The organism is Romboutsia sp. 1001713B170131_170501_G6 (genome assembly GCF_015668195.1).
In the GTDB taxonomy this organism is placed as follows: domain Bacteria; phylum Bacillota; class Clostridia; order Peptostreptococcales; family Peptostreptococcaceae; genus Romboutsia_C.
This window is the reverse complement of the sequence record NZ_JADPFC010000001.1, coordinates 15,652-36,551: the sequence shown is the minus strand read 5'-3', so window position 1 is coordinate 36,551 and position 20,900 is coordinate 15,652. Positions and strand designations below refer to the sequence as shown.

The window sequence follows — 20,900 nt, the reverse complement described above, 5'->3', positions numbered from 1 at the left end:
TATCATTATCATAAGGCACTTTTTATTATCTTTCTATTACACTTTCTCTTTCAACTATTCTGTATGGTAATTCTATTTTCTTTTCGTCTAATTGTTCTTTGTTTATCATTTTTATTACCATTCTTATAGCTACAGCTCCCATATCATATAGTGGTTGATGTACTGTAGTTAATTTTGGTCTATACATATTGGCTATTTTTACATCATTAAATCCTGCAACCGATATATCTTCCGGTACTTTATATCCTGCATCACATATTGCATTTATAGCTCCTATTGCAGCTTCATCTCCCGTTACAAATGCTGCATGAGGTATTATACCTTCATCAAGTAGCTCTTTCATACTTTCATATCCAGCTTCATAAGTAGTTCCACCATATTTAACTAAACTCTTATCTAACTGTATATTTCTTTCATTTAAGGCTTCTTCATATCCCGATAATCTTTCCATTTCAAGCACTGTATCATCTTTACTAGTCATTACAAATGCTATTTTTTCATGTCCTTTATCTAAAAGATATTTAGTCATATCATAAGTAGCTTCTTTGTTACTTGTACTTACTGTGTATATATCATAATTTCTTGCTGTTTTACTTATATAAGTTGCTGGTATTCCACAGTTTTGTATATAGTTTATATGATCTTCTTCTACTTTCCAAGATATCATAACTATACCTTCAACTTGTTTTGCTCTTAGTAAATTTATACTTTTTAATTCTTGTTCTTTATCTGAGTAAGTATTAGCTAATAATATCTCATAATCATACATTTTAGCTACTTCCTCTATACCATTTAATATTTCATTTACAAAAGAATCCGATACTTCTGGTACTATAACTCCTATTAGCTGACTTTTTTTAGTAACTAAACTTCTAGCTAGAGGATTTGGTATGTAACCTGTTTCCTTTATAACATCTAAAACTTTTTGCTTTACTTCATCAGTAACTGGTTTTGAATCATTTATAACTCTCGATACTGTAGATATAGAAACTCCAGCTCTTTTTGCTACATCTTTTATAGTTATGTTGCTTTTCATTTTAGTTCCTCCTTATACATATTTTATGTATTTTAAAGTTTAATCCGTCTACTTTCTTAAATTTTAATTTTATCATATATTATAAATTATATAAATACTTTAAGACGATTATTTATTAGTTTTATATGTAATATAATTTTTATACCCAAAAACAGCATATTAATTTACCTTCATAAGTAAATATTTTATCTCTAAATTTAAAAAAAAGCAACGGTATTTAACACCGTTACTTTTTTGGTAAATATTAACAACAACAATCTCCGTCTTCGAAAAGACCTCCACAAGAACATGTTATTAATAATAATATTAAAAATGGTATCCAATCAGTTATACAGATTTCACTCCAACATTCTTGGAAAGCTAGGAATAAAAAGAATAATACTATTATCCACCAAGCTCCACCTGCGAAAAATCCACAATCTCCAAAAAATCTATCTAGCATAATAAATTCCTCCCTTTGATAAATTTTTTACTGAATTAACTTTAGATGTCTATACATAATCTAAAATTTTTGTATAGTATATAATATGAAGCTTTTAAATTTTTGTTACTCATAATGTTTTTTATTTTTTAATTTTACTAACAGTCGTCTCCAATTTCCCCACAGCTACAAACTATTAATAATAATATTAAGAATGGTATCCATTGAACTATTTCTATTTCACACCATTGTTCTCCAAATACTAAGAATAAGAAGAATAATATTATTATCCACCAAGCACCTCCAAAGAAACCATTACAACCACCAAATAATCTATCTAACATTTTGCTACCTCCTGTTGTTATTATAATTTGAGCTTTCACTCTTAACATATAATATGCAAGAAGTTAAATTTGTGATATTAGTTTGTATAATTTTTATTTTAAATTATAAAAATAAAAAAACAAAAGAATGCAAAGCACTCTTTTGTTTTTTATCTAGCATTCACAGTCGAAGTTAGCCTCACAGCATCCAAAGTCACCGTCATTAAATCCTCCACATGAACACACTATTAATAATAATATCAAGAATGGAATCCAGTCAGTTATGCATATATCACTCCAACATTCTTGGAAAACTAAAAACAAGAAGAATAGTATTATTATCCACCATCCTCCTCCTCCCATACAATCAAAAACTCTACTTAATTTACTACTCACAAAAATCCCCCCTACATAAGAATAATTCTTTAGTGAAGTATATTTATGTCACGTTAGGGCTTTTGCCCACTTAATACATAGTATGTAATTTTTCAAAAAGTGTTATTATTTTTTAATAATTTATAAAATTATTTGTTAATAAAGAACTCTAAATAGAGTTCTTTATTAACAACATCCACATCCACAATCAAAATCAAAATTAGTCAATAAAAGTATTATAAGAACTATCCAAATAATACCCATATCATCACATAATATCCATTCAAGAAGATCATCTCCTAGTAAAAGTATTACACCTATTACTATCAATACTATTAAACCACTGTTGCCAAAGAATCCTCCTCCAAAGAATCTTGATAATCCTTGATCTGTTGACATTAATATCCCACCTTTAATTTTATGAATAATAGTATATTAATAACTATTTAATAAATATTATGTAATAATGTGTAAAATTGTTACCCTTTTATTAAATTAAGTTATAATATACTTGTCTATTACTAAATTTTTTTACACAAAAAAAAGAAATCAAATGATTTCTTTTATAAAAGCTTATTAACAAAGACTTTCATCAAAATTAAATAATAAAAGTAGTACCAATATAATCCACATCCAAGCATTATCGTTTTCTAGAAAGTCATCTAATAAATCTGTAAATATAACAATAAATACTAATACTATAACTATTAGCATTCTATTGTTTAAAATATTATTATTCCCTCCAAACAAACGAGTTAGGGTATCTTCTAATTTTGCCATTAAACTCCCCCTTTTAATTCATGATGTCTTTATTAAATTTATATATTTATATAAGATTACTATACTAGGTTTTTACTGATTATTAACCTATCAATCTCTTTATCACATAATTTATTGTACTTTTCTACTTCTCCTAAATATATCTTTTTATCTTCTGTCTCTTTTAGACTTTTTACTAAACTATCTATGGACTTTACCTTGTAGCTTTTATAATTATCTATTAAAAATGTTGTATTAGTATTATTTAATCCTTCTTTAAGACTATTAAGTCTTTTTATATATTCTTGTTTATTTTCTAATACATAATACTCCTTATCTATGATATCTTCTAGTATAATATTTGTTTCTGTCACATAATCTTTAATCTTTTGCATATCTAATGTTACTGAATTATAATAAAAATTTCCTAATATTACTATAAACACCCCAATTGAAGATATTAGTAAACTTATATACTTCATAACAATTCCTCCTATGTATAAAATTTATATATTAATTTATATTCTCACTAAAAAAGTTTATTACATTTTCTTAAAAACTCTATTGAAAAATTTTTAATATTATATTAAACTACAAGTAAATTTATAAACCGTTTCTAGGAGGGTTAAACCATGTTTGAAAAAATAAAATCAATAATAGCTGAACAATTAGGAATAGATAACACAAATGTAATAACTAAAGACACTTCTTTAATAGAAGATTTAGAAGCTGACTCTTTAGATGCTGTTGAAGTTATAATGGCTCTTGAAGATGAATTTGGCATAGAGATTCCAGATGAAGAAGCTGAAAACTTCAAAACTATAGGTGATATCTGTAAATATATAGAAGATAACCAATAATCTAAAGAAATAAAGCCGAGCATATGAAGCTCGGTTTTAACTTATTAACAGCAAAAATCATCGTCACAGCATTCATCATTTCTTCCAAGCATAAACACTAAAAATACTAAAAGTATAATCCAAACTAATGAATTATTTTGGTCGAAAAAACAATCTAAGTTTCCATTTGAGTTAATTAAAAAAAGTACAACCAATCCTATTATCAAAAAAAATATCATTGGATTATCATCTACAAAATCAAACCCTCTTAACATACCTTTTAGTTGTTCCATATTTACCCCCTTAATATGTAACAATTTTAGTCCTATTATATTTATATGGCTTTCACTAATATATATTGCATGTACACTAAAAATTTAAATTTACTCCTATTAATTAAAATCTTATTTTTAATATGCTTAAATTTCTTGAAATTACTTTACGCTAAAAATTAAATATGTATTTTGAGTTTAATACAAAATATTTGTATACAAAAAGCACCAAAGCTTTATAAGTCTTTGGTGCTTTTTACTACTTCTCTTCGTAAAATCTAATATTTTTTAATGTTATATCTATACTTCCATCTGGATTTTGCTTTACACTGTATTTCATCGGATCTTCAAAGTCTTCTAAATTTCCTTTTAAATCAAATCCATTATCTGTTTTTATACTTCTTTTCTTAAGCTTTTTTTCAACCCATGTTTTATCTATATTGAAGCCTTCATCTAATCCTTTGTCTTCCATATGTTCTTTAAAACTTTCTTTTAAATTATCATCTTTTATATTATTTTCTATAAAATCATTTACATCTATTTCATTCTTTTCTTTTAAGGTATAATTAAGTACACTTCTCATATCTTCTGCCTGTTTTATATTTTCTGTTAATGCATTTGTTATCCAATTTTCTGCTGACTTTTTAAATACCTTAGTCTTATATTTATCATCATCAATTCTTTCTGCATTTAAGAATTCCTTAATGAACTTTGATTCACTTTCTTCCTTCTCTGCATCTTTATCTAACAATCTTAAATGAAACTCGTCATTTATTCCACTTGTTCCTATGATTGCACATTGCTTTTGTCTTCCTGTTTCTGGTATGCCTATTTCATTTGCAACCATTTGTATATTAAACTTATCATCTATAAATTCTATAGAATGAGTGTATAATTTTTTATAATCTAACTTAAGTATAGCTACATATTTTTCATCCTTAACTGTATATAAACATATTGCTAAATCACATGAATCTATTTCTGAATTTATCTTCATTATATCAAATAAATATGCTGCTATTTCCTTAGAATTCTCTAAGAAAGTACTTTCATCATATATTATCTGCTCACAACAATTTTTTATTATATTATTATTATAATCCTTAAATATACCTTTTCTTAGATCATCATCTTTAGTTACTCTTTTTATTATTTTTTGGAAAAACTTATCTACCTCAGGATTTATTTTTCCTTCATAGTCATTTAGTATTGGAACATCACTATTTTTATCTAATACATGTATTATAAACTTATGAATTATCATCATCTCACCTCTAATTATATTTGTTATTTTAGCTTATTTATTAAGTTTTCTATATCTTTTGGTAAATTAGCCTTAAACTCTAGCTCTTCTTTGGTTCTAGGCTGATTAAATTTTAAGCTGTATGCATGTAATGCTTGTCTATTTATAAGATTTTCATCTACATATCCATAAAGCTCATCGCCTATTATCCCATGACCTATATAGTTCATATGAACTCTTATTTGGTGTGTTCTCCCTGTTTCTAGCTTTACTTCTAGTACTGTAGCATCATTTAATCTTTCTAATACTTTATAATGAGTTACAGACTCCTGTCCTCTTTCATCCACAACTCTTTTTATACTATCTTCTGTGGGTCTATATATTGGCTGATTTATAGTTCCAAAATCTTCTTTTACTATTCCCTTTACAACAGTTATATAAGTTTTTTCAACCTTATCTTTACTCATATCTAAGGATAAAGTATGATGTGCATAAGCATTTTTAGCAACTATAACTAACCCAGATGTGTTCATATCTAATCTATTTACAAACCTTACTTTAACTTTTTCATTTTTCTTGATTATATAATCAGTTATTCCATTTGCTATTGTACCTTCACTATGACTTTTAGTTGGATGTACTACCATAAACGGTGGCTTGTTAACCATTATTATATCAAAGTCATCATACAATATGTCTAAATTTAAATCTTGTGGTGTAAAGTTTGCCATATCTTCATCTATTTTCACTTCTATTAAGTCACCTTTTTTAATTTTAGTACTAGGTTTTTTAAATTCACCGTTTACTAACATACTTTGTTCTCTTTTCATCTTTGATAAGGATCTTACAGAGAAATTTAATTTGTCTAATAATATCTCTTTTAACGTTGAGTCTTCTTCACTCGTATAAGATATAATATTATATCTTTGTTCTTCCTTTTTAAACAAGTCTGCACCTACCTTCTTTTCTTATAACATTATATATTTTATACTATTTTAGATTAATAGATAAGACCTTTTATTATTAATATCTTACTTATATTTGTTTATAAACTTTTAAACTTTAATTATTTTTAGTGTACATTAAGTCTTTCTTTATGTATTATCTTATATATGTACCTCTATAATCAATCATTTGAGTATAAAGAGTTTATTTATCTACTTTTAATTAACTATAATTTAACCTAATAAGTTATGCTATAATACAAAGTGTAGAGGGGTGGAAAAATGAGAAAAATTATAACTGTAAAATCAAATGAACTAAAAAAATCTATTGCAACGAAAAACTTATTATCTAACAAACTGATTTCTGCTGGATTTGAAGTAATCGATTATTTCCATCCAGATACAGAACTGGTTATATCAATTGGTGGTGATGGATCTTTTTTAAAGACTGTTCACGATTTTAATTTCCCTGAGGTTCCAGTAGTAGGGATAAATACAGGACATCTTGGTTTTTTCCCAGATATTTCTCCAGATGATATTGATAGTTTTATAACATCATACATAAATGAGGATTATGTGATACAAGATATACCTCTTCTTGGTGCTAGTATATGTAGCGACAAACATTGTAATGATATATTTGCTATAAATGAAGTTGTTGTAAAAGGAGATAAATCTAGGATTATACATATTGACTTAAATATAAATGATAGACATATACAAAAATTTAGTGGAGATGGGATGATTATATCAACTCCTACAGGTTCAACAGCCTACAACTATGCAGCAGGAGGTAGTATTGTTGATCCAAGTATAAGCTTAATGCAGCTTACTCCACTTTATCCTATAAATACAAATGCTTATAGAAGTTTTACTTCTAGTATTATATGTTCTAATGATTCTGTAATAAATATTACTCCTGAATACAGATTTGAAAATTCAATTATAATAGTAATAGATGGAGTCGAGCATAAATATAATCATATTTCTAGTATTAAAACTTTTATGTCTGATGTTAAAATAAAATTACTTAGAATGTCAAACTATGAATTTTGGAGTAGGGTTTCTGAAAAATTCTTATAATCTTAACTAAGGAGGAAACAAAATGAAAATAGGTGTTATGAGCGATACTCATGGAAGTTTACTTTATTTTGAAAAAGCACTAGATATATTATCTGAGTGTGATGTAATTTTACATGGTGGTGATATTCTATACCATGGACCTAGAAATGATATTCCAGAAGGTTATAATCCAAAAGGAGTAATATCTAAAATTAACGAACTTAATAATATAATTATAGCTAGAGGAAATTGTGATGCTGATGTTGACCAAATGGTTATAAAACATCCTATACAAAGTCCTTATGTTATGAATCAATTTGGTGAAACTAGAATAATAATGACTCATGGATATACTAAATCTAAAGAAGATACTATACAAGATGCTAAAAATATGGGTGGAGATATACTTATTCTTGGACATACTCATGTTAAAGAACTTTATGTAGATGAAAATTTAATAGTCTTAAATCCTGGAAGTACATCGATTCCTAAAGATGGTACTCATTCAGTCGCTATTATAGATATAAATCAAAGTGAAGATGAAGTTAATATGGAATTTAACTTACTAGATATAAATAGCGGTGACGTAATACATATAAATTAAAAGGGAGAGGTTATTTTAGCCTCTCCTCTATTTATACCTACCTTTTATTCATCGTCTCCACTTTTTTTAACTGTTTTAGAATCACTCACTTTTTTACTATTTTTTACTGGTTCACTCTTACTTACATGCTTGTTATCATGCTGACTATCGTGTTTGGTATCATGTTTACTATCGTGTTTGTTATCGTGCTGACTATCATGTTTACTATTATGTGAGCTTTTACTACTCTGCATTTTTTTTCCAAAATTCATATCCCATATACTCCTTATTTTTTAATAATTATATTTTCCTGTTTTCTTGCTAGTCTTAACAACAATTATCATTGTCATTATCACAATTATTATCATCGCAATTGTCATTGTTGCAATTTATTTCGTCATGTTCAAATTTATGTTTTTTACCACAACATCCACAAGTAACATATATATTTATAGGTGTGTGAACAGTTATTGGTCCTATATTATTGTTTGCATTTGATTGATTATTTGCACTAGATTCTGATGTTGAATCTACATCTGCACTTGCATCTGCTGTTGAATCTACATCTGCACTTGCATCAGATGTTGAATCCGCATCCGCTGTTGAATCTGCGTCTGCTGTTGCATCTGAATCTGATGTTGAATCAGATGTTGCATCCGCTGTTGAATCTGCGTCTGCTGTTGAGTCTGCATCCGCTGTTGAATCTGCATCCGCTGTTGAGTCCGCATCTGCTGTTGAGTCTGCATCTGCTGTTGAGTCTGCATCCGCTGTTGAATCTGCATCTGATGTTGAATCAGATGTTGCATCCGCTGTTGAATCTGCGTCTGCTGTTGAGTCTGCATCCGCTGTTGAATCTGCATCCGCTGTTGAGTCCGCATCTGCTGTTGAGTCTGCATCTGCTGTTGAGTCTGCATCCGCTGTTGAATCTGCATCTGATGTTGAATCAGATGTTGCATCCGCTGTTGAATCTGCGTCTGCTGTTGAGTCTGCATCCGCTGTTGAATCTGCATCCGCTGTTGAGTCCGCATCCGCTGTTGAATCTGCATCTGCTGTTGAGTCCGCATCTGCTGTTGAGTCTGCATCTGCTGTTGAATCTGCATCCGCTGTTGAATCTGCATCTGCTGTTGAGTCTGCATCTGCTGTTGAATCTGCATCTGATGTCGAATCAGATGTTGCATCGGCTGTTGAGTCTGCATCCGCTGTTGAGTCCGCATCTGCTGTTGAGTCTGCATCCGCTGTTGAATCTGCATCCGCTGTTGAGTCTGCGTCTGCTGTTGCATCTGAATCTGATGTTGAATCAGATGTTGCATCTGCTGTTGAATCTGCGTCTGCTGTTGCATCTGAATCTGATGTTGAATCAGATGTTGCATCCGCTGTTGAATCTGCATCGGCTGTTGAATCTGCGTCTGCTGTTGAATCTGCATCCGCTGTTGAATCTGCATCGGCTGTTGAATCAGATGTTGCGTCTGCTGTTGAATCTGCATCGGCTGTTGAGTCTGCATCCGCTGTTGAATCCGCGTCTGCTGTTGCATCTGAATCTGATGTTGAATCAGATGTTGCATCTGCTGTTGAATCTGCGTCTGCTGTTGCATCTGCATCTGATGTCGATTCAGATGTTGCATCTGCTGTTGAATCTGCGTCTGCTGTTGAGTCCGCATCTGCTGTTGAGTCCGCATCGGCTGTTGAATCTGCATCTGATGTTGAATCAGATGTTGCATCTGCTGTTGAATCTGCATCCGCTGTTGAGTCTGCATCCGCTGTTGAATCCGCGTCTGCTGTTGCATCTGAATCTGATGTTGAATCAGATGTTGCATCTGCTGTTGAATCTGCATCTGCTGTTGCATCTGCGTCTGCTGTTGAATCAGATGTTGCATCTGCGTCTGCTGTTGAGTCCGCATCTGCTGTTGAGTCCGCATCTGCTGTTGAATCTGCATCTGCTGTTGAATCTGCATCTGCTGTTGAATCTGCATCTGCTGTTGAATCTGCATCCGCTGTTGAGTCCGCGTCTGCTGTTGAATCTGCATCTGCTGTTGAATCAGATGTTGCATCGGCATCTGCTGTTGCATCTGAGTCTGATGTCGATTCAGATGTTGCATCTGCATCTGCTGTTGAGTCTGCGTCTGCTGTTGCATCTGAGTCTGATGTCGATTCAGATGTTGCATCTGCATCCGCTGTTGAGTCCGCGTCTGCTGTTGCATCTGAATCTGATGTTGAATCAGATGTTGCATCTGCATCTGCTGTTGAGTCTGCGTCTGCTGTTGCATCTGAATCTGATGTTGAATCAGATGTTGCATCTGCATCTGCTGTTGAGTCTGCATCTGCTGTTGAGTCCGCATCTGCTGTTGCATCTGAATCTGATGTCGAATCAGATGTTGCATCTGCGTCCGCTGTTGAGTCTGCATCTGCTGTCGATTCAGATGTTGCATCTGCATCTGCTGTTGCATCAGATGTTGCATCTGCGTCTGCTGTTGCATCTGAGTCTGATGTTGAATCAGATGTTGCATCTGCGTCTGATGTTGAGTCTGCGTCTGCTGTTGCATCTGCATCTGCTGTTGAATCAGATGTTGCATCTGCATCCGCTGTTGAGTCTGCGTCTGCTGTTGCATCTGCATCTGCTGTTGCATCCGCATCAGATGTTGATGTTGAATCTGTATCTGCTGTTGAGTCTGAATCTGATGTTGCATCTAAGTCTGCATTTGCATCTACTGCTGCGTCTACTGTTGTATCTAAATCTGCATTCGCATCTAGGTCTGCATTTGCGTCTACTGCTGCATCTACTGTTGTATCTAAATCCGCATTCGCATCTAGGTCTGCATTTGCGTCTACTGCTGCATCTACTGTTGTATCTAAATCCGCATTCGCATCTAGGTCTGCATTTGCGTCTACTGTTGTATCTAAATCTGCGTTCGCATCTAAGTCTGCATTTGCGTCTACTGTTGTATCTAAATCTGCATTCGCATCTAAGTCTGCATTTGCGTCTACATCTGCTGTTGATTCTGCATTAGATTCTGACGTTGCATCTGCATTTGCTTCTGCATTTGCATCCGCTGTTACATTTGTATCTACTTGTGGATCTGGATCTGAATTTGGATCTTCATTTACACATGAATCTTCGCACTCACGCATTCCTCTTCTTATTTCTCTATTTCTTCTTCTTTCTTCCCTATTTATTCTTCTTTTTTCTCTATCTATATCTATTCTATTTTTCGGCATTATAATTCCTCTCCTTGTATTTTTAGGTTAGTAGATTATTTTCTACTTACTAAAAATATATTCTTTTTATACGGAATTGTTACATATTTATACAAATAAACTTATAAAATAATAAAAGGCTATCTCCTAAATAAGAAGATAGCCTTTTATTATTTTATCTATTTTTGAGCATATTTTTCTGCTATTTTTACTATAAGATTTACACTTTTCTCCATAGATCCTACTGGTATACATTCATTCTTTCCATGGAAGTTTAAACCACCTGTAAATATATTTGGACAAGGAAGACCCATAAATGATAATCTAGCCCCATCTGTACCTCCTCTAACTGGTACTATTTTAGGAGTTATTCCAACCTCATTCATAGCTTCCTCTGCTATATCAACTATAAACTTAACAGGTTCTACTTTTTCTTTCATGTTAAAGTATTGGTCTTTTAAATCTAATGTTATTCTTCCATCATATTTTTCGTTTAATTTATTTACTACATCTTGCATATGAGCTTTTCTAGCTTCAAACTTTTCTTTATCATGATCTCTTATTATATAAACCATACTAGCATTTTCTACATTACCATTTAAATCATTTAAGTGGTAGAATCCTTCATATCCTTCTGTAGTTTCTGGTCTTTCGCTAGCTGGGAACATTTCAGATATCTCAGCTGCTATATGTAATGCGTTTACCATTTTATTTTTTGATGCACCTGGATGTACGTTTCTTCCTTGTATAGATATTGTAGCTCCAGCGGCATTAAAGTTTTCATATTGAAGTTCACCTTCTATACCACCATCTATTGTATATGCATATTTTGCACCAAATTTTTGAACATCAAATAAATCTGCTCCTCTTCCTACTTCTTCATCAGGAGTAAATCCTACTTTTATATCTCCATGCTTTATTTCAGGGTTATTTACTAAATATTCTATTGCTGTTATTATTTCTGCTATACCAGCTTTATCATCTGCACCAAGTAGTGTAGTACCATCTGTAACTATTAAGTCTTCTCCAACTAGGCCTTTTAATTCTGGGTAATCAGATACTTTTGTAACTATATTTAATTCTCTATTTAGCACTATATCTTTTCCATCATAATTTTCTATTATTCTTGGTTTAACGTTTTTCCCAGTTATGTCAGGAGCTGTATCTAAGTGAGATATAAATCCTATTGTATCAACACCTTCTGTATTTCCTTTTAAAGTTGCCATAACGTAACTATTTTTATCAACATTAGCATCTTCTAATCCTAATGATTTTAGTTCTTCTACTAAGTAGTTTGCAAAAACTCTTTGTCCTTCGCTAGATGGACAATTTGCATTCTTAGGATCTGCAGTTGTATCAAATGTCACATACTTTAAGAATCTTTCTACTACTTTATTTTTCATGGTTATACCTTCTTTCTTTGGTCTAATAATTGTTAAGTAATATATCCCTTATATTTCTATTATATTACAAAATCTTACTAAAGTATATCTACCTTTTTTAATATTTGGTGCATTATTGTAAGGCCTAAAAAAAATACTATTCCGATCATTCCTTTTACTTGTATACCTATGAATATGGCTGCTAATGTAGATAATGGACTTATGCCTATATTGGTAGACACTAATTTAGGCTCTAAAACCTGTCTTAACAATGATAGTAATGCAAATACAACTATAAAAGTTATTGATATAAGATAGTTTTTTACTATAAAGTAATAAAGTATAAAAGGTAAATATATTACTACTATCCCTAAAAAAGGTATTAAATCTAATAAACCTGCTATAATACCTAAAGTCATAGAATATGGTATATCAAATATTCTAAGGCTTAGCCAAGTTACTATGAAAGTTATTCCCATTAATATGGCATAAGCTTTTATATATCCTAATATTGATTTCATTATTTCTCTTTTTATATTCTTAACTTTAGTCTTTGTTGGCTCAGAGAACATATTGTAAAAACTATATTCTATTTTATCTATGTCTTTTGCTATAAAATATGTAGATATGAATAAGGTTATAATAAATATAGATATATACGGAATTGATCCTAAAAAATTTACGAAACTTTCTAATAATCGTTTTGCTATACTTACTATATTGGTGCTATATTTTTGCATTAAAAACTCTATATTTATGCTTGGTATGTTCTCAAGTTGCTCTAAATATAAATTTAGTTTAATTGCTATGTTTGAAATAAAGTCACTTATGTAATCATAATTATTTACAGTATTATTTACAAACTCTAATAAACTATCTATTCCCGCCATTATTAATAATCCAGCTAATACTACAAATATTATAACTGCAATAAAACTTAATACTAAAGTTGATATCCCTTTATTTATATTGAACTTATATCTTAATTTTTCTGATATAGGATTTATCAAAAATGCAATAATGCCTCCTACTAAAAATGGTGATATATAATGAAATGTCTTATAAATCAAAATAAATACTGTTGTATATACTAATATAAATATCATGTTTTTCTTTAATACTTTTATGAATTTATTATCTATCACATTCATCTGATCACTTCCCTTATAATATATTATTAATTATTAACAAATATCTTTACTATTAAAATTAATTTATATAATTTATATAGATTTTAAATAAAACAAAAAAACACTACAATATTGTAGTGTTTTATGTGTATATTCTTATTTTCTTTATTCTATTTTTATCTAAACTTTCTATACAGAATCTTATATTATCTACTTCTATAACTTCATTTTCTTCTGGAAGTCTTCTTAAATAACCTATGATGTATCCTCCTATAGAATCGAATTCTTCAGACTCTAATCTAACTCCAATAAGTTCATTGACATCACTTATTTTAAGTCCCCCATCTACGATATATTCATCTTCTTTAACTACTATTATATCTTCATCTTCTTCATCATACTCGTCATCTATATCTCCAACGATTACTTCTACTAAATCTTCTACAGTTATTATACCTGCAGTTCCTCCATACTCATCAACAACGATAGCCATTTGTATTTTTTCTTTTTTCATCTCTTCTAAAAGTTGAGTGATTTTCTTAAATTCATATGTAAAGAATGCTTCCCTTACATATACTCTTATATCAAAATTTGCTATCTCTTCATCACTTAAGAATATTATATCCTTTATATTAAGCACACCTATGATATCATCTATAGATTCATTGTATACTGGCATTCTACTTAACTTCTCTTCTTTAAATTGCTGTATTATTTCTTCATATGAATCTTCAGCATCTATGGCTATAATATCTAACCTTTGTACCATAGCTTCTTTAGCTTGCATATCTCCAAACTGAAATACATTGTTTATAATTTCTCTTTCTTCTATTTCTAGGACACCTTCTTCATGTCCTACATTAACCATAGTTTTTAATTCTTCTTCTGTTATATATGGTTCATTCCCTTTTGTTTTTATTCCAAATAACTTAAATATTAAATTTGTTACTATATTAAGTACCCATACTACTGGAGTTAATATAAATATTATTACCTTTATTGGCTTAGAAACAAATATAGCCACTTTTTCTGAACTATTTGCTGCTATAGTTTTTGGAGTTATTTCTCCAAATATTAATACTAACACAGTCATAACAGCAGTTGCCAATGGTACTGCTTCCGGCCCTTTAAGTAATGTAATAAATAGTGATGTTGATATAGAAGTTGCTGCTATATTAACAACGTTATTTCCTATTAAGATAGAACTTAATAGTTTATTTGGCTCTTCTATTAAGTTACTTACTAGCTTTGCGCCCTTAACCCCTTCTTCTTTCATATGTCTTATTCTTATTTTACTAAGTGACATTAATGCAGTCTCAGATGCTGAGAAAAATCCTGATCCTATAAGTAATATCACTAATACAATAATCTGAATCAATATACCGGTCGATTCCAACCTAAACCACACTCCTAATTTCTTTTAAATTTCTTTTTATATGTTAATATATTATAACATACTTGCCCTTATTTGGAAATTTATTAATTTAGATACAATCTATATTATCTATCATTTCCAATACTATTAAAATACATTTGCATTATAATTTTTTTTTATATCCATATAATAGTATTAAATTTAAAAAGGAGGTAAAAAAATGAAAGATTTACTAGAAAAAGGTGCAGTACTTCAAAGAGATAAAGAAACTTATGCCATAGCTCCTCATGTACCTGCTGGCATTATTACTTCAGATCAACTTAGAAAACTTGCTGACGTAGCAGATAAATACAATATATCTGCCATAAAAATTACGGCAGCTCAACGTATAGCATTAGTTGGATTTAAGGAAGAAGACATTGACAACGCTTGGAATGACTTAGGTATGAAGCCTGGAGCTGCTATAGGTCTTTGTGTTAGAAGTATAAAAACATGTCCTGGAACAACATTTTGCAAAAGAGGATTCTCTGATTCAGTATCTCTTGGTTTAAAACTTGATGATAGATATCATGGTATGGATCTACCAAATAAACTCAAAATAGGTGTGAGTGGTTGTCCTAATAGCTGTGCCGATAACCATACTAGGGATATAGGTCTTATGGGTACCCCAAAAGGATGGACTGTTTTTGTTGGAGGAAAAGGTGGTACTATGCCTAGACTTGGAAACAAGCTTTTAATGAATTTAAGTGAAGAAAATGCATTAGAACTAGTAGATGAAATAGTTAATGTCTATAAAAATAATGCCCAAGGAAAGCAGAGACTAGGTTCATTTATTGATAAAATTGGTTTTGATGAATTTAAATCTTTGCTAAATTTAGACAAATATCTAAGTTAAGTACATATTTTTATACTTTTATGTCACATTTTAAAATTTTTGCATATACTATAGTGTAAGAGAAATTAAAAAGTTTCTCTTACACTATAAATATCAAAACTCCTGTTAATATTCTAATTTAGTGATCGGATATAAAAAAAAATTCTTTCCCCCAAATATTCTTTAAACCACCTAATCCCCCCCCTGGTTAGGTGGTTATTTTTTATTTTTTTGAATATAAATTTAAAATTTGTCAATACTTATAAATGAGAGCGGAAATTATATATCTCTCCCCCTAATAAGTATATATATTTATATGGTGACTACATACTCCCCCTGTAGTCACCAATTTTTTTAACTATATTCTATTTTTACTTTAGATCCTTGTCCAACTTCACTAGGAGATACTATTAGTTTAATTGGCACTCTATTTTTTAACTCTTCAACGTGAGTTATAATTCCAACACTAAGTTTATCATGATGTAGCCTTTCCAGTGATTCTATAACAGTTTCTAATAATTCACTATCTAAAGATCCAAATCCTTCATCTAAGAAGAAAAATTCAAGGGGAGCACTTCCCTTTAATTGTATCTGAGATGATAATGCTAATGCTAATGCTAGTGATGTTAAGAATGTTTCTCCTCCAGATAAAGTATCTACACTTCTTCTTTGCCCACCATTAAAGTTATCTCTCATTACAAAGTTTAATGTTGAATCTATTTCTAATGCATATCTACCCTTAGTTATAGACTCTAATCTATTAGACGCTTCAAGTGCTATATACTTTAACTGATTAGTAGCAACATACTCAACAAATCTATTCCCTTGAACAATCTTATCTAGATCATCTAATAAATCCACTTTATGTTGAACTACCTTTAGCTCTTTATTTAAATCTTTTATCTTGTCTAAAGATTCTTTTAAAGTACTTAGTATAGTTTGCTTTGATCCTATATCTTGAGATATCCTACCAATTTCTATTTTTAAGTTATCAATATTATCTTTTAATTCATTAAAGTCATTTTCATTTATTCTTCTATCACCTATTGATTTAACTAGATCATTTATCTTTATACCTAATACCTTTTGCTCTTCCTCATATTGTGTTATCTCATCATGTAATTTTTTTAAGTATTCCTTATCTAATAATGATCTTTTTACTTCATATATGTTTTCAAATTTATACTCCTCTAATGACTTATTTAAAGTGTCTGTTTGTATTTTATACTGTTCTTTTGCTATCCTTAGTCTTCCATCTATATTTGATTTATCAGATGTAGTTTTTTCAAATTCTAACCTTTGAGTTTCTAATTTATCCTTTATCATTTCTTCTTGAGATATAAGCCTATTTATATTATTTTCTAAATTCTCTAATAATAATTTTGGCGATTCACCTTTTGTCGTTGCTATTATTTCATTATATTTTCCATCTCTCACTTTTTTCTTTTCAGAATAAATTTCTCTGGCTTGAATTAAATCTAACTCTATTTTATGTAGATTATTTTGATAATTTACTACATCTTTTTCCATTGCTTCTTTTGACTTAGATATTTTTAAGTATTCATTATTTAAATCTTCTAATATTTTTTCATTATTATTTATTTCTTCGACTTTCAATTCTAAATCTTGTGTTTTAGTTATTGCTTTTAGCGTTAAATAGTTTTCTTTTGTTTTTTTATAGTTTTCTTCAATTGCTATTAGTTCTTCTTTTAATTCAATTATGTTTTTCTTATAAGAATTTATACTCTCTTGTAGTATTAGTTCATCCTTTTCAATTTTGTTTTTTTCTTCTCTGGCCTTACTTATACTACTTTCACTTTCCTCTTTATCCTTATTCCAATTTTGTAGATTAACTTTTAATATATCTAGTCTTTTAGACTCTTCTTCTACCTTCTTTACTAGCTCATTAGAACTTAAATCTCCTATTTTAGATTTTACCTCTTCTAATTCCTTTAATATTATTTTTTCTACTGATATACACTCACTATTTTTTCTGTTGAGTTCTTCAATTTTTACTTTTATGTTAGACTCATCTTCTTTTAATTTTTCTATTTTTGACTTAGTAAATTCTATATTTTCATTGTAGTTTGTATCATCTACATTTTCATGATTTCTAGATCCACATACTGGACATGGAGAATTTTCCTTTAATTCTTTTCTAAGTTCTGTTGCTAAGTTTAAATACTTTAGTTTTTCTAATTCTTTTTCTAGATAATTTATATTGGTATTATTAACTTCTAGTTTATCGTTTAAAGTATGTAGTTCTCTTTCTATCTGATGTCTATTTTCTAGTATTTTATTTAGGCTATTGTGTAAATCTTCTTTTTTAATTTCATTTTCTTTAATAGCTTCTGCTTTTACTCTTAGGTTTGCTATATATTCAGTCTTATTAACTATCTCTTCATTAGTTCCTGGAGATTTTTTAATTAAAACCTCATAATGTTCTTCTAATTCAGTTAGTTTTTTTACTACAGAGTCTTTATCTCTTTGAATATATCTTAACTTTAAGTTTATCTCATCTAGATTTTTATTTATTTCATTCAATCTATTATTTTTAATAGTCTTACTTTCTGAAAGCTTATTATATTCTTTTTCATACTCATAGGCTAAGAATATTTTCTGCTTTAGATCAGCACTTATTTTTATTTCACTTATTTTATCTTCTAAGCTTTTTAAGTTATTTATTACTATCTCTTTCTTACTTTCTAATTCTTCTTTTGATTTTATAAGTATTTCTTTTTCTTGATTTAAACCTATTCCCCTGCCTTTTATATCTTTTAATTCAGAATCTAAACCAACTAACTCCACTTCTAACTCTATTGCATTTTGAAGTTTTAGCCTATCTTCAGATAATTTTGGCATATTTTCATTTTTATTTTTATATGCCTCCTCGTAATTTGCTTTAGTTATAAGTAGTTCTTTATTTAATAATTCTAGTTTCTTTTCTAAATTTTGACTTTCTAAGCTATCTTCATTAACTTTTTTCTCAAGTTCTAATACAGCATTTATGTATGGATTAATCTTATCTGCATTTAATGCATCTTCAAGTTGTCTTCCCTTTTTTGATATATCTTCCTGTTTTAAATCTAATTCATATTTTCTTTTGTTGTAGTTTTCTAACTTTACTTGTTTTTCATGTATTTCTTCAACTTCTTTATACTTATTTTGATTTATTTCAAAATCTTTATTTTTACTAATTTCTAATGATCTTAATTCTTCTAACTCTTTTTGTACTTGATTATATACTTCTTCACTTACAGTATCATATTGACTTAGCTTAGAATTTATATCTCTTAAAGCTTGTTGTTGTACGTTTTTTCTTTTCTTGACTTTATCTATTAATCCTCTTCCGTATTTTTCAAGATTAAATATTCTCTCTAGCATGTCCCTTCTATCTGCACCTGCTAGCTTTAAGAAATCATTAAACTTACCTTGTGGAAGTACTACTGATCTCATAAAATCATTAGCTGTTAAGCCTACAATTTCAGCGATTTTATTATTTACTTCTCCAACTTTATCCGCTAATACTTTTTCACTTTCATCCTTATACATCTCTATTAATCTTGCATATGAAGTTTTAGTACCTGTATTAGTTCTAACTATAGTTCTATCTACTTTATATCTTCTCTTTGTATTTTTACTTCCTATTTCAAATTCATAAGATATTATTGCTTTATCACAGCTACTATTTATAAATTCTTTAGTATTTCTAGGTATACTTCCATACATAGCTATTGTCATTGCATCTAATATAGTTGACTTACCACTTCCAGTCTTCCCAAAAATCCCAAATAAACCTCTATCAGTTAGTTTTTCAAAATCTATAACTGATTTATCTATATAACTATTTAAACCACTTAACTCTAATTTAATAGGTCTCATCTTTAACTTCACCTTCTTCATTTATTATATCTAAGAATAAATCCATAAGCTCTCCTTTAGGTTCTACCCCTCTACTAAATTCATAGAATTCCTTGAATAATTCTCCCATAGATTTTTCTTTTACGTCTATTTCTTCATTACATTCTTTTGATGCTATTATTGGTTTTATTTCTATTATATCTTTTAATGTGTCTTTCATTTTTTTTATGTTAGACTGTGATATAACTTCATCTGTTTTTATTTCAAAATAAGACCATATATCTCTATCTTTGTTTTTTTCGCATACTTCTAATGCTTCTTCTATTCCATTACATTTAAATACTTCTATAGGTTTATAGTTTTTAAAGTATTTTTTTTCTATAGTTATTTCTTTGTATTTATTTATATCAACTATATAACATCCTTTAGTATATGATCTTTCATCTTTGCTATATTGTATAGGAGATCCTGAGTAGTATGCATTTAATCTTTGTGATGATTTTTGCATTTTATGTAAATGTCCTAAGGCTATATAATCAGCCTTTTGAGGTAAGTCTTTTTTCTCTACTAATAAACTCCCTCCAAGCTGTATTGGCCTTTCAGATTCTGTTTCTTCTCCACCAACAACAAAAAGGTGAGATACCGCTAAATTTATTGAATCATCTTCAAAATTTTCTTCTAATTCTTTAAATAACTCACCAACTCTTTGAGAATATGTTATTTGCCTTTCTTTATCTTCATCATTTTGAAGTATTACTTCATTAAGTCTCTTTTCACTTGGATATGGTAGAGTTATAACAACAACTTTCTCATTATTTATATTAAGTTTTATACATCCCTCTTTCGCTTCTAATATCTCAAAGTTTTTATACTTTGATACTTCTGTTTTGCTTAGGGGATTTCCAAGTATTATTATCCCCTGCTCATGTGCAAGAGGACTTGATGCTTGTAATCTTTCAGGATTATCATGATTGCCACTTATTATTAATACACATCTTTTTCCATTGTCAGATAATCTTGATATTGTTTTATAGAATAATTTTTCAGCTTGTGCTGGTGGATTTGATGTGTCATATATATCTCCTGCTATTATAACCATATCTATATTATTATCATCCACTATCTGTATAAATTCTTCACAGAATTTGGTTTGTTCTTCTAATCTTGAGTGACCTTCTAAGCTTTTTCCTAGATGCCAATCTGATGTATGAATAAATCTCATTTTATCC

General features: G+C 29.4%; 21 protein-coding genes. 4 read left to right on the top strand and 17 right to left on the bottom strand.

Annotation, left to right across the window (positions count from 1 at the left end; all coding sequences use genetic code 11):
* Nucleotides 1-25: 25 nt before the first annotated feature.
* From I4U89_RS00160 to I4U89_RS00130, 7 genes are all read right to left on the bottom strand, one after another.
* On the bottom strand, nucleotides 26-1,036 hold the full coding sequence (locus I4U89_RS00160; protein ID WP_195937688.1) for a LacI family DNA-binding transcriptional regulator: 1,011 nt from the start codon (nucleotides 1,034-1,036) through the stop codon (nucleotides 26-28).
* 244 nt (nucleotides 1,037-1,280) lie between these two features.
* A complete protein-coding gene (locus I4U89_RS00155) occupies nucleotides 1,281-1,478 on the bottom strand; it encodes a hypothetical protein (RefSeq protein ID WP_195937687.1) in 198 nt (65 codons plus the stop codon).
* A 137-nt stretch (nucleotides 1,479-1,615) separates the two neighbouring features.
* Entirely contained in the window at nucleotides 1,616-1,801 is a 186-nt protein-coding gene (locus I4U89_RS00150; RefSeq protein WP_195937686.1) for a hypothetical protein, read from the bottom strand.
* Between the two features lie 153 nt (nucleotides 1,802-1,954).
* On the bottom strand, nucleotides 1,955-2,143 hold the full coding sequence (locus tag I4U89_RS00145; RefSeq protein ID WP_195939154.1) for a hypothetical protein: 189 nt from the start codon (nucleotides 2,141-2,143) through the stop codon (nucleotides 1,955-1,957).
* 198 nt (nucleotides 2,144-2,341) lie between these two features.
* A complete protein-coding gene (locus I4U89_RS00140) occupies nucleotides 2,342-2,554 on the bottom strand; it encodes a hypothetical protein (RefSeq protein WP_195937685.1) in 213 nt (70 codons plus the stop codon).
* Between the two features lie 177 nt (nucleotides 2,555-2,731).
* Nucleotides 2,732-2,935: a hypothetical protein gene (locus I4U89_RS00135; protein WP_092927340.1), complete on the bottom strand. Its 204-nt coding sequence runs from the start codon at nucleotides 2,933-2,935 to the stop codon at nucleotides 2,732-2,734.
* A gap of 59 nt (nucleotides 2,936-2,994) precedes the next feature.
* The gene (locus I4U89_RS00130) at nucleotides 2,995-3,396 is read right to left on the bottom strand and encodes a hypothetical protein (RefSeq protein WP_195937684.1); all 402 of its coding nucleotides are present in this window, start codon (nucleotides 3,394-3,396) and stop codon (nucleotides 2,995-2,997) included.
* Nucleotides 3,397-3,546: 150 nt separating this feature from the next.
* Here I4U89_RS00130 and acpP point away from each other — a divergent pair, with 150 nt between their 5' ends.
* Nucleotides 3,547-3,774, top strand: a complete 228-nt coding sequence (gene acpP, locus I4U89_RS00125; RefSeq protein ID WP_195937683.1) for an acyl carrier protein — start codon at nucleotides 3,547-3,549, stop codon at nucleotides 3,772-3,774.
* A gap of 44 nt (nucleotides 3,775-3,818) precedes the next feature.
* Here the strand turns inward: acpP and I4U89_RS00120 are convergent, their stop codons facing one another.
* The 3 genes from I4U89_RS00120 to I4U89_RS00110 all read right to left on the bottom strand — a co-directional run bounded on the left by I4U89_RS00120 (nucleotide 3,819) and on the right by I4U89_RS00110 (nucleotide 6,215).
* Nucleotides 3,819-4,046: a hypothetical protein gene (locus I4U89_RS00120; RefSeq protein ID WP_195937682.1), complete on the bottom strand. Its 228-nt coding sequence runs from the start codon at nucleotides 4,044-4,046 to the stop codon at nucleotides 3,819-3,821.
* Between the two features lie 238 nt (nucleotides 4,047-4,284).
* Complete coding sequence (locus I4U89_RS00115; protein ID WP_195939153.1) at nucleotides 4,285-5,289, bottom strand: nucleoid-associated protein; 1,005 nt, start codon at nucleotides 5,287-5,289, stop codon at nucleotides 4,285-4,287.
* Between the two features lie 23 nt (nucleotides 5,290-5,312).
* Complete coding sequence (locus I4U89_RS00110) at nucleotides 5,313-6,215, bottom strand: RluA family pseudouridine synthase (RefSeq protein ID WP_195937681.1); 903 nt, start codon at nucleotides 6,213-6,215, stop codon at nucleotides 5,313-5,315.
* A 279-nt stretch (nucleotides 6,216-6,494) separates the two neighbouring features.
* Here I4U89_RS00110 and I4U89_RS00105 point away from each other — a divergent pair, with 279 nt between their 5' ends.
* Together I4U89_RS00105 and yfcE are read left to right on the top strand one after the other, a co-directional pair.
* The gene (locus tag I4U89_RS00105; RefSeq protein ID WP_195937680.1) at nucleotides 6,495-7,295 is read left to right on the top strand and encodes an NAD(+)/NADH kinase; all 801 of its coding nucleotides are present in this window, start codon (nucleotides 6,495-6,497) and stop codon (nucleotides 7,293-7,295) included.
* A 22-nt stretch (nucleotides 7,296-7,317) separates the two neighbouring features.
* Nucleotides 7,318-7,878 carry a phosphodiesterase gene (yfcE, locus tag I4U89_RS00100; protein WP_195937679.1) on the top strand — a complete coding sequence of 187 codons (561 nt, stop codon included), beginning with the start codon at nucleotides 7,318-7,320 and terminating at the stop codon, nucleotides 7,876-7,878.
* A 44-nt stretch (nucleotides 7,879-7,922) separates the two neighbouring features.
* Here the strand turns inward: yfcE and I4U89_RS00095 are convergent, their stop codons facing one another.
* The 5 genes from I4U89_RS00095 to I4U89_RS00075 all read right to left on the bottom strand — a co-directional run bounded on the left by I4U89_RS00095 (nucleotide 7,923) and on the right by I4U89_RS00075 (nucleotide 14,957).
* Nucleotides 7,923-8,111 (bottom strand): hypothetical protein, encoded by a 189-nt coding sequence (locus I4U89_RS00095; RefSeq protein ID WP_195937678.1) that lies wholly within the window; start codon nucleotides 8,109-8,111, stop codon nucleotides 7,923-7,925.
* 73 nt (nucleotides 8,112-8,184) lie between these two features.
* Entirely contained in the window at nucleotides 8,185-11,070 is a 2,886-nt protein-coding gene (locus I4U89_RS00090; protein ID WP_195937677.1) for a peptidoglycan-binding protein, read from the bottom strand.
* A gap of 158 nt (nucleotides 11,071-11,228) precedes the next feature.
* Nucleotides 11,229-12,452, bottom strand: a complete 1,224-nt coding sequence (pepT, locus tag I4U89_RS00085; RefSeq protein WP_195937676.1) for a peptidase T — start codon at nucleotides 12,450-12,452, stop codon at nucleotides 11,229-11,231.
* A gap of 77 nt (nucleotides 12,453-12,529) precedes the next feature.
* On the bottom strand, nucleotides 12,530-13,582 hold the full coding sequence (ytvI, locus tag I4U89_RS00080) for a sporulation integral membrane protein YtvI (protein ID WP_195937675.1): 1,053 nt from the start codon (nucleotides 13,580-13,582) through the stop codon (nucleotides 12,530-12,532).
* 121 nt (nucleotides 13,583-13,703) lie between these two features.
* On the bottom strand, nucleotides 13,704-14,957 hold the full coding sequence (locus I4U89_RS00075; RefSeq protein WP_195937674.1) for an HlyC/CorC family transporter: 1,254 nt from the start codon (nucleotides 14,955-14,957) through the stop codon (nucleotides 13,704-13,706).
* Between the two features lie 199 nt (nucleotides 14,958-15,156).
* Between I4U89_RS00075 and I4U89_RS00070 the strand changes: the two genes are divergently transcribed.
* Nucleotides 15,157-15,831 carry an NAD(P)/FAD-dependent oxidoreductase gene (locus I4U89_RS00070; protein WP_195937673.1) on the top strand — a complete coding sequence of 225 codons (675 nt, stop codon included), beginning with the start codon at nucleotides 15,157-15,159 and terminating at the stop codon, nucleotides 15,829-15,831.
* Nucleotides 15,832-16,164: 333 nt separating this feature from the next.
* Here I4U89_RS00070 and I4U89_RS00065 read toward each other — a convergent pair whose 3' ends face one another.
* The gene (locus I4U89_RS00065; RefSeq protein WP_195937672.1) at nucleotides 16,165-19,692 is read right to left on the bottom strand and encodes an AAA family ATPase; all 3,528 of its coding nucleotides are present in this window, start codon (nucleotides 19,690-19,692) and stop codon (nucleotides 16,165-16,167) included.
* On the bottom strand, nucleotides 19,679-20,893 hold the full coding sequence (locus I4U89_RS00060; RefSeq protein WP_195937671.1) for a metallophosphoesterase family protein: 1,215 nt from the start codon (nucleotides 20,891-20,893) through the stop codon (nucleotides 19,679-19,681). Before I4U89_RS00060 ends, I4U89_RS00065 begins: the two co-directional genes overlap by 14 nt.
* Nucleotides 20,894-20,900: the final 7 nt, after the last annotated feature.

What these genes read in the sequence shown, in the direction of transcription:
- I4U89_RS00120 (WP_195937682.1), bottom strand. Translation starts at nt 4,046, where the DNA reads ATGGAACAACTAAAAGGTATGTTAAGAGGGTTTGATTTTGTAGATGAT.
- pepT (WP_195937676.1), bottom strand. Translation starts at nt 12,452, where the DNA reads ATGAAAAATAAAGTAGTAGAAAGATTCTTAAAGTATGTGACATTTGAT.
- I4U89_RS00070 (WP_195937673.1), top strand. Translation starts at nt 15,157, where the DNA reads ATGAAAGATTTACTAGAAAAAGGTGCAGTACTTCAAAGAGATAAAGAA.
- I4U89_RS00135 (WP_092927340.1), bottom strand. Translation starts at nt 2,935, where the DNA reads ATGGCAAAATTAGAAGATACCCTAACTCGTTTGTTTGGAGGGAATAAT.
- I4U89_RS00115 (WP_195939153.1), bottom strand. Translation starts at nt 5,289, where the DNA reads ATGATAATTCATAAGTTTATAATACATGTATTAGATAAAAATAGTGAT.
- I4U89_RS00095 (WP_195937678.1), bottom strand. Translation starts at nt 8,111, where the DNA reads ATGCAGAGTAGTAAAAGCTCACATAATAGTAAACATGATAGTCAGCAC.
- I4U89_RS00090 (WP_195937677.1), bottom strand. Translation starts at nt 11,070, where the DNA reads ATGCCGAAAAATAGAATAGATATAGATAGAGAAAAAAGAAGAATAAAT.
- I4U89_RS00150 (WP_195937686.1), bottom strand. Translation starts at nt 1,801, where the DNA reads ATGTTAGATAGATTATTTGGTGGTTGTAATGGTTTCTTTGGAGGTGCT.
- yfcE (WP_195937679.1), top strand. Translation starts at nt 7,318, where the DNA reads ATGAAAATAGGTGTTATGAGCGATACTCATGGAAGTTTACTTTATTTT.
- I4U89_RS00065 (WP_195937672.1), bottom strand. Translation starts at nt 19,692, where the DNA reads ATGAGACCTATTAAATTAGAGTTAAGTGGTTTAAATAGTTATATAGAT.
- I4U89_RS00060 (WP_195937671.1), bottom strand. Translation starts at nt 20,893, where the DNA reads ATGAGATTTATTCATACATCAGATTGGCATCTAGGAAAAAGCTTAGAA.
- I4U89_RS00160 (WP_195937688.1), bottom strand. Translation starts at nt 1,036, where the DNA reads ATGAAAAGCAACATAACTATAAAAGATGTAGCAAAAAGAGCTGGAGTT.
- I4U89_RS00105 (WP_195937680.1), top strand. Translation starts at nt 6,495, where the DNA reads ATGAGAAAAATTATAACTGTAAAATCAAATGAACTAAAAAAATCTATT.
- acpP (WP_195937683.1), top strand. Translation starts at nt 3,547, where the DNA reads ATGTTTGAAAAAATAAAATCAATAATAGCTGAACAATTAGGAATAGAT.
- I4U89_RS00130 (WP_195937684.1), bottom strand. Translation starts at nt 3,396, where the DNA reads ATGAAGTATATAAGTTTACTAATATCTTCAATTGGGGTGTTTATAGTA.
- I4U89_RS00145 (WP_195939154.1), bottom strand. Translation starts at nt 2,143, where the DNA reads ATGGGAGGAGGAGGATGGTGGATAATAATACTATTCTTCTTGTTTTTA.
- ytvI (WP_195937675.1), bottom strand. Translation starts at nt 13,582, where the DNA reads ATGAATGTGATAGATAATAAATTCATAAAAGTATTAAAGAAAAACATG.
- I4U89_RS00155 (WP_195937687.1), bottom strand. Translation starts at nt 1,478, where the DNA reads ATGCTAGATAGATTTTTTGGAGATTGTGGATTTTTCGCAGGTGGAGCT.
- I4U89_RS00140 (WP_195937685.1), bottom strand. Translation starts at nt 2,554, where the DNA reads ATGTCAACAGATCAAGGATTATCAAGATTCTTTGGAGGAGGATTCTTT.